2 protein-coding genes, 1 tRNA gene and 3 rRNA genes are annotated in these 9160 nt (G+C 63.3%); 1 reads left to right on the top strand and 5 read right to left on the bottom strand.

The window, feature by feature from the left end; translation table 11 throughout:
• The first annotated feature begins 29 nt into the window (after nt 1–29).
• Nucleotides 30–2783, top strand: a complete 2754-nt coding sequence (locus IGS69_RS25820) for a SpoIIE family protein phosphatase (protein ID WP_190902873.1) — start codon at nt 30–32, stop codon at nt 2781–2783.
• A 47-nt stretch (nt 2784–2830) separates the two neighbouring features.
• Here the strand turns inward: IGS69_RS25820 and IGS69_RS25815 are convergent.
• The 5 genes from IGS69_RS25815 to IGS69_RS25795 form a co-directional block, all read right to left on the bottom strand.
• Nucleotides 2831–2903 (bottom strand) — tRNA-Thr (locus IGS69_RS25815).
• 74 nt (nt 2904–2977) lie between these two features.
• A complete protein-coding gene (locus IGS69_RS25810; protein WP_190904642.1) occupies nt 2978–3640 on the bottom strand; it encodes a DegT/DnrJ/EryC1/StrS family aminotransferase in 663 nt (220 codons plus the stop codon).
• A 114-nt stretch (nt 3641–3754) separates the two neighbouring features.
• Nucleotides 3755–3871, bottom strand: a 5S ribosomal RNA gene (rrf, locus tag IGS69_RS25805).
• 72 nt (nt 3872–3943) lie between these two features.
• Nucleotides 3944–7064, bottom strand: a 23S ribosomal RNA gene (locus IGS69_RS25800).
• A 313-nt stretch (nt 7065–7377) separates the two neighbouring features.
• Nucleotides 7378–8903 (bottom strand): 16S ribosomal RNA (locus IGS69_RS25795).
• The 16S, 23S and 5S rRNA genes sit together here, the layout of an rRNA operon.
• Nucleotides 8904–9160: the final 257 nt, after the last annotated feature.

The following is a 9160-nucleotide window of genomic DNA, read 5'->3' as shown; positions in this document are numbered from 1 at the left end:
GAGCGGGCATCGGAGGGGCGGCCGCACACATGACCACCGGACTGATCCCGGGGGGACAGCCCCCGGACCCCCGGCCGACGGGCGCCCTGCCGCAACAGCGGCGCGAGCCGGTCGGCCACGCAGCCCAGCACGTCGAGAACCGGTCGAGGAGTTCTGTGATCACCGCGCGCGCGGCCGCCAGTTTCGAGCCCGTCGGCCGATCGGTCGCGAGCGCCCGCTCCTTCGTTCGCGACACCCTCCAGGGCTGGGGCTTCGCCGACATCGTCGACGACGCCGTCGTTCTCACCAGCGAACTCGTGACGAACGCCGTCGTCCACGCCGGCACCTCCGCCGACGTGCTGTGTCTGCGCAGCGACGAGGGCGCGCGCATCGAGGTGGCCGACCGCTACCCCGAGCGCGAGATCCCCCTCCAGGGCACCGCCATCAACATGGGCAGCCCCGACCGCGAGGGCGGCCGGGGCCTGCAGCTGTGCGCGGCCCTCGCCGGCCGCTGGGGCGTCGAGTACACCCCCACCCACAAGACCGTCTGGTTCCAACTGGACCTGCCCGCACGCGCGGTGGGCACCCGCACGGCCGGGCCGGCCCTCCCCTCCGAGCTCCTCCCCCTCGCCGACGGCCGGGTCCGCGTGGCCGTCGTCCAGATCGACCGCACCGGCCACATCACCGCCTGGAACGAGGACGCAGAGGAACTCTTCGGCTACCCGGCGGAGCAGGTCACCGGCAAGCCCCTCACCGACCTCGCCGCCTGGCCGCACACCCCCGGCACCAGCACCGGCATCGCCGAGGCCCTCCGCCTCTCCCGCTGGGAGGGCAGCTACGGCATCCGCACCGCCACCGGCCGCGTCACCCCCGTCTACGCCTCCCACCTGCGCGTCAGAGACACCGGCGGCGAGCCGTCAACCGTCTGCCTCCTCGTACGGGACCACGAGCGGGCAGTTCTCCAGACGCCCCTGCGCGTCCCCGCCTCCGACACCTCGACCGGCTCCGAGGGCCAGAGCACCGACCCCTTCGAGGTCTTCATCGGCTCCCCCGCCCCGGACGACCTCGACGGCCTCCTCCAGCGCACCGTCGAACGCGCCCGCGACATGCTCGACGGCGACTCGGCGTTCCTCCTGCTGGCCACCGACGACGAGACGGAACTGGAGGTCCGCGCCTCCACCGGCCTCCCCTCCGCCCGCCAGCGCTTCGCCCGCGTCCCCGTCGAGGCCGGCCCCGGCCGCTACGGCTCGGCCCGCATGCCCGCCGTCCACGACGACCTCACCGCGGTGCCCGGCGCGGTCCCGCTCCTGAACGGCACGGGCATGCGCTCCGTCGTCACGGTCCCCCTGAAGGTCGAAGGCCGCCTGACCGGCTCCCTCGGCGTCGCCGCCGAAGCCCCCGCCAGATACTCCAACGAAGAGGCCCTGCGCCTGCAGTTCGCCGCCGACCGCATCGCCCTCGCCGTCGAATCGGCCCGCCTGGGTGAACTGGAACGCCTGCGCCGCGGCTCCCTCAGCTTCCTCGTCGAGGCCTCCGACCTGCTGGCCGGCACTCTGGACCGCGACCAGACCCTGGCCCTGATGGCGCAGATGACGGTCCCGACCCTCGCCACCTGGTGCGCCGTCTACACGATCGCCGACCAGGCCTCCGAGCCCTACCTCTCCTACGTCCTGCACGAGGACGAGGAACTCATCGACGGCATCAAGTCCCTGCTGTCGAAGGTCCCCCCGCCCGACCCGGTCCCCACCCCCGGCGCCCGCGTCTGGACGTCCCCCGCCGAGGTGGCCCACCAGGCGGCCCTGCGCAGCTCCATGCGCAGCCTCGGCCTCAGCGGCAGCCCGACCCGCCAGGTCACCCCCGGCATCGGCCCCACCCTCGCCACCGCCTCCGCCGTGGGCGGCGAGACGGTCGTTCTCCCCCTGGTCGCCCGCAACCGCGTCATCGGCATGCTCACCCTCGGCAAGCCCACCGACGAGCACTTCCGCCAGGAGATCCTGGAGCTCGCCGAGGATCTCTCCCGCCGAGCCGCCCTGGCCCTGGACAACGCCCGCCTCTACTCGGAGCGCACGGCGATCAGCCAGTCCCTCCAGCGCAGCCTCCTGCCACCGGAGCTGCCGCTGATCGACGGCGTCGAGGTCGAGGTCATCTACCGCGCGGCCGGCGAGGGCAACGAGGTCGGCGGAGACTTCTACGACCTCTTCCCCATCCGCGACGGCGCCTACGGCTTCGCGATCGGCGACGTCTGCGGCACGGGCCCGAACGCGGCAGCGGTCACGGGCCTGGCCCGCCACGCCCTGCGCCTCCTGGCCCGCGAGGGCCTCAGCGGCCCGATGGTCCTGGAGCGCCTCAACTCCGCGATCCTCGACGAAGGCGCCCGCAGCCGCTTCCTCACCCTCCTCTACGGCGAGATGCGCCCGCAGGAGGACGGCAGCGCGGAACTGAAGGTGGTCTGCGCCGGCCATCCGCTCCCGCTGCGCCTGCGCCAGGACGGCTCGGTCGAACCGGCCGCGGAGCCTCAGCCGCTCCTCGGCGTGATCGAGGACCTGGAGCTCTACGAGCAGACCGTCACTCTCGACCCGGGCGATGTCCTGCTCTGCGTCACGGACGGCGTCACCGAACGCCGGGAGGGCGCCCGCATGCTCGGCGACGACGGCCTCGCCGACGTCCTCACGACCTGCACGGGCCTCACGGCCGGGGCCGTCGCGGCCCGCATCATGCGCGCGGTGGAACGCTTCGCGTCGGACGCCCCTTCGGACGACATGGCGATCCTGGCGATGCGCGTCCCGGGTCTCCAGAAGGACTAGAAGAACGCGAAAGGCCCCACCCGTGAGGGTGGGGCCTTTTCGGTTTGAGCCCCCAAGCGGAATCGAACCGCTGACCTTCTCCTTACCATGGAGACGCTCTACCGACTGAGCTATAGGGGCCTGTTGCTTTGCGAGGTCTCCCCCGCGGCAACGGAATAGATCATACCCCGAACAGACCCGTGCTCCCAACCACGTCAGAAGGCGGGCTGGAGAAGTCCTCCGAGGGCATTACAGGAGGACACGATCCGCTGCATGTCCCGCTTGGTCAGGGACGCGTCCACGGGAAGTGCGAGCGTCTCGTCCGAAGCCCGCTCGGTCTCCGGAAGCGCAACACACCGCCGGAATCCAGGCAGCCGGTGCACGGGCGTCTTGACCGGCACCCGGCACCCAACTCCCTTGGCACGCACGGACCGCGCGAAGGCATCCCGATCGGGTCGCCCATTGCCCGGAACCCGCACGACGTACTGCTGATAGGTGTGCCCGTCACCGTCGTCCGGCGTCCGCACACCCCGCAGCTTCGCATCGAGGTAGGCCGCGCGCTCCCGGCGCTGGGCTATCTCGTCGTACGGCGCCTCGGATTCACCCTGCTCCAACACCAGCAGTCCGTGCCGCTGCCCCACGGCGTGCAGCCGCGCGATGTCGGCGAGCCGGCCGAAGCGGTGTACGGCCACGACGGCCGCGGTCCGCGGGGTGATCGCCGCTTCCACGGCAGCCGGGTCGAGGCAGTAGGTGGCGGGGTCTATGTCGGCGAACACCGGCAGCGCCCCGGCCGTGGTCACGGCCTCGGCGACCTCAACATTTCCGAAGGCCGGCACGACGACCTCGTCACCGAGTCCGACACCGGCGGCCCTGAGCATTGCAGCAGTACCCATGCTGTGGATGCTCGTTGCGCAACGTGAACTTCAAGTGACGCACAACAAAAAAGGGTTGGACCCGAAACCGAAGTTTCGGGTCCAACCCTTTCAATGATTGTTCGGCGGCGTCCTACTCTCCCACAGGGTCCCCCCTGCAGTACCATCGGCGCTGTAAGGCTTAGCTTCCGGGTTCGGAATGTAACCGGGCGTTTCCCCTACGCTATAACCACCGAAACACTATGAAACTGACAACCGGCACTTTGGTTGTTCGTGGTTTCAGAACCAACACAGTGGACGCGAGCAACTGAGGACAAGCCCTCGGCCTATTAGTACCGGTCAACTCCACACGTTACCGTGCTTCCATATCCGGCCTATCAACCCAGTCGTCTACTGGGAGCCTTACCCTCTCAAGGAGGTGGGAATACTCATCTCGAAGCAGGCTTCCCGCTTAGATGCTTTCAGCGGTTATCCCTCCCGAACGTAGCCAACCAGCCATGCCCTTGGCAGAACAACTGGCACACCAGAGGTTCGTCCGTCCCGGTCCTCTCGTACTAGGGACAGCCCTTCTCAATATTCCTACGCGCACAGCGGATAGGGACCGAACTGTCTCACGACGTTCTAAACCCAGCTCGCGTACCGCTTTAATGGGCGAACAGCCCAACCCTTGGGACCGACTCCAGCCCCAGGATGCGACGAGCCGACATCGAGGTGCCAAACCATCCCGTCGATATGGACTCTTGGGGAAGATCAGCCTGTTATCCCCGGGGTACCTTTTATCCGTTGAGCGACGGCGCTTCCACAAGCCACCGCCGGATCACTAGTCCCGACTTTCGTCCCTGCTCGACCCGTCGGTCTCACAGTCAAGCTCCCTTGTGCACTTACACTCAACACCTGATTGCCAACCAGGCTGAGGGAACCTTTGGGCGCCTCCGTTACTCTTTAGGAGGCAACCGCCCCAGTTAAACTACCCATCAGACACTGTCCCTGATCCGGATCACGGACCCAGGTTAGACATCCAGCACGACCAGACTGGTATTTCAACGACGACTCCCCCTGAACTGGCGTCCAGAGTTCACAGTCTCCCAGCTATCCTACACAAGCCGAACCGAACACCAATATCAAACTGTAGTAAAGGTCCCGGGGTCTTTCCGTCCTGCTGCGCGAAACGAGCATCTTTACTCGTAGTGCAATTTCACCGGGCCTATGGTTGAGACAGTCGAGAAGTCGTTACGCCATTCGTGCAGGTCGGAACTTACCCGACAAGGAATTTCGCTACCTTAGGATGGTTATAGTTACCACCGCCGTTTACTGGCGCTTAAGTTCTCAGCTTCGCCCCACCGAAATGGAGCTAACCGGTCCCCTTAACGTTCCAGCACCGGGCAGGCGTCAGTCCGTATACATCGCCTTACGGCTTCGCACGGACCTGTGTTTTTAGTAAACAGTCGCTTCTCGCTGGTCTCTGCGGCCACCCCCAGCTCAGGACGTACAGTCCATCACCAGGTGTGGCCCCCCTTCTCCCGAAGTTACGGGGGCATTTTGCCGAGTTCCTTAACCATAGTTCACCCGAACGCCTCGGTATTCTCTACCTGACCACCTGAGTCGGTTTAGGGTACGGGCCGCCATGAAACTCGCTAGAGGCTTTTCTCGACAGCATAGGATCATCCACTTCACCACAATCGGCTCGGCATCAGGTCTCAGCCTTATGTGCGACGGATTTGCCTATCGCACGGCCTACACCCTTACCCCGGGACAACCACCGCCCGGGATGGACTACCTTCCTGCGTCACCCCATCACTCACCTACTAACCGCTTGGTTCGGCGGCTCCACCACTCCCCTTTGCCCGAAGGCTCCGGGGCGGCTTCACGGCCTTAGCATCACGATGCTCGATGTTTGACGCTTCACAGCGGGTACCGGAATATCAACCGGTTATCCATCGACTACGCCTGTCGGCCTCGCCTTAGGTCCCGACTTACCCTGGGCAGATCAGCTTGACCCAGGAACCCTTAGTCAATCGGCGCACACGTTTCTCACGTGTGAATCGCTACTCATGCCTGCATTCTCACTCGTGAACCGTCCACAACTCGCTTCCGCGGCTGCTTCACCCGGCACACGACGCTCCCCTACCCATCACGATCCCCGTTGGGGGTACATATCGCAATGACACGACTTCGGCGGTACGCTTGAGCCCCGCTACATTGTCGGCGCGGAATCACTAGACCAGTGAGCTATTACGCACTCTTTCAAGGGTGGCTGCTTCTAAGCCAACCTCCTGGTTGTCTCTGCGACTCCACATCCTTTCCCACTTAGCGTACGCTTAGGGGCCTTAGTCGATGCTCTGGGCTGTTTCCCTCTCGACCATGGAGCTTATCCCCCACAGTCTCACTGCCGCGCTCTCACTTACCGGCATTCGGAGTTTGGCTAAGGTCAGTAACCCGGTAGGGCCCATCGCCTATCCAGTGCTCTACCTCCGGCAAGAAACACACGACGCTGCACCTAAATGCATTTCGGGGAGAACCAGCTATCACGGAGTTTGATTGGCCTTTCACCCCTAACCACAGGTCATCCCCCAGGTTTTCAACCCTGGTGGGTTCGGTCCTCCACGAAGTCTTACCTCCGCTTCAACCTGCCCATGGCTAGATCACTCCGCTTCGGGTCTTGAGCGTGCTACTCAGTCGCCCTATTCGGACTCGCTTTCGCTACGGCTTCCCCACACGGGTTAACCTCGCAACACACCGCAAACTCGCAGGCTCATTCTTCAAAAGGCACGCAGTCACGAGATGGAAGCAAGCTTCCATCCGACGCTCCCACGGCTTGTAGGCACACGGTTTCAGGTACTATTTCACTCCCCTCCCGGGGTACTTTTCACCATTCCCTCACGGTACTATCCGCTATCGGTCACCAGGGAATATTTAGGCTTAGCGGGTGGTCCCGCCAGATTCACACGGGATTTCTCGGGCCCCGTGCTACTTGGGTGTCTCTCAAACGAGCCGCTGACGTTTCGACTACGGGGGTCTTACCCTCTACGCCGGACCTTTCGCATGTCCTTCGCCTACATCAACGGTTTCTGACTCGTCCCACGGCCGGCAGACCGTGAAAGAGAGATCCCACAACCCCGCATACGCAACCCCTGCCGGGTCTCACACGTATACGGTTTAGCCTCATCCGGTTTCGCTCGCCACTACTCCCGGAATCACGGTTGTTTTCTCTTCCTGCGGGTACTGAGATGTTTCACTTCCCCGCGTTCCCTCCACATGCCCTATGTGTTCAGGCATGGGTGACAGCCCATGACGACTGCCGGGTTTCCCCATTCGGAAACCCCCGGATCAAAGCCTGGTTGACGACTCCCCGGGGACTATCGTGGCCTCCCACGTCCTTCATCGGTTCCTGGTGCCAAGGCATCCACCGTGCGCCCTTAAAAACTTGGCCACAGATGCTCGCGTCCACTGTGCAGTTCTCAAACAACGACCAGCCACCCATCACCCCCGGAATCAACCGGAGTGCACTGGGGCCGGCACTGAAGGCAGCCAAATCGGCCGTACCCTCAGACACCCAACAGCGTGCCCGACACACTCCCCGCTCCCCTCAACGTTCCACGCTCCGAAGAGCAGTACTAGAAGGAGAAGACGATCAAGTGTGCCGAGTAGTCAACGTTCCACCCATGAGCAACCAGCATCAGACATTCGCTGATGTACTGGCCTCTGACCTCGTCCCGAAGGACTCGGTAAGAAGTGCTCCTTAGAAAGGAGGTGATCCAGCCGCACCTTCCGGTACGGCTACCTTGTTACGACTTCGTCCCAATCGCCAGTCCCACCTTCGACGGCTCCCTCCCACAAGGGGTTGGGCCACCGGCTTCGGGTGTTACCGACTTTCGTGACGTGACGGGCGGTGTGTACAAGGCCCGGGAACGTATTCACCGCAGCAATGCTGATCTGCGATTACTAGCGACTCCGACTTCATGGGGTCGAGTTGCAGACCCCAATCCGAACTGAGACCGGCTTTTTGAGATTCGCTCCACCTCGCGGTATCGCAGCTCATTGTACCGGCCATTGTAGCACGTGTGCAGCCCAAGACATAAGGGGCATGATGACTTGACGTCGTCCCCACCTTCCTCCGAGTTGACCCCGGCGGTCTCCCGTGAGTCCCCAGCACCACAAGGGCCTGCTGGCAACACGGGACAAGGGTTGCGCTCGTTGCGGGACTTAACCCAACATCTCACGACACGAGCTGACGACAGCCATGCACCACCTGTACACCGACCACAAGGGGGACCCTGTCTCCAGGGTTTTCCGGTGTATGTCAAGCCTTGGTAAGGTTCTTCGCGTTGCGTCGAATTAAGCCACATGCTCCGCCGCTTGTGCGGGCCCCCGTCAATTCCTTTGAGTTTTAGCCTTGCGGCCGTACTCCCCAGGCGGGGCACTTAATGCGTTAGCTGCGGCACGGACAACGTGGAATGTTGCCCACACCTAGTGCCCACCGTTTACGGCGTGGACTACCAGGGTATCTAATCCTGTTCGCTCCCCACGCTTTCGCTCCTCAGCGTCAGTATCGGCCCAGAGATCCGCCTTCGCCACCGGTGTTCCTCCTGATATCTGCGCATTTCACCGCTACACCAGGAATTCCGATCTCCCCTACCGAACTCTAGCCTGCCCGTATCGACTGCAGACCCGGGGTTAAGCCCCGGGCTTTCACAACCGACGTGACAAGCCGCCTACGAGCTCTTTACGCCCAATAATTCCGGACAACGCTCGCGCCCTACGTATTACCGCGGCTGCTGGCACGTAGTTAGCCGGCGCTTCTTCTGCAGGTACCGTCACTTTCGCTTCTTCCCTGCTGAAAGAGGTTTACAACCCGAAGGCCGTCATCCCTCACGCGGCGTCGCTGCATCAGGCTTTCGCCCATTGTGCAATATTCCCCACTGCTGCCTCCCGTAGGAGTCTGGGCCGTGTCTCAGTCCCAGTGTGGCCGGTCGCCCTCTCAGGCCGGCTACCCGTCGTCGCCTTGGTGAGCCATTACCTCACCAACAAGCTGATAGGCCGCGGGCTCATCCTGCACCGCCGGAGCTTTCGACCCTCACAGATGCCTGCGATGGTCAGTATCCGGTATTAGACCCCGTTTCCAGGGCTTGTCCCAGAGTGCAGGGCAGATTGCCCACGTGTTACTCACCCGTTCGCCACTAATCCCCACCGAAGTGGTTCATCGTTCGACTTGCATGTGTTAAGCACGCCGCCAGCGTTCGTCCTGAGCCAGGATCAAACTCTCCGTGAATGTTTTCCCGTGATCGGGATGACACGCACGAGAGCGGAACAGTCAGGCGGAATAGGCCCGACCGTTCACAGCGTCCTCGCTGTGTTTCTTCAAAGGAACCTCGACCATCGGTTGTCCGATGGACGGGGTATCAACATATCTGGCGTTGACTTTTGGCACGCTGTTGAGTTCTCAAGGAACGGTCGCTTCCTTTGTACTCACCCTCTCGGGCTTTCCTCCGGGCTTCCCTTCGGTCTTGCGTTTCCGACTCTATCAGA

Origin of the sequence: Streptomyces tuirus (genome assembly GCF_014701095.1) — a bacterium.
GTDB lineage: Bacteria > Actinomycetota > Actinomycetes > Streptomycetales > Streptomycetaceae > Streptomyces > Streptomyces tuirus.
Note: the sequence above shows the minus strand (reverse complement) of the source record. Positions and strands in the feature narration are given on the sequence as shown.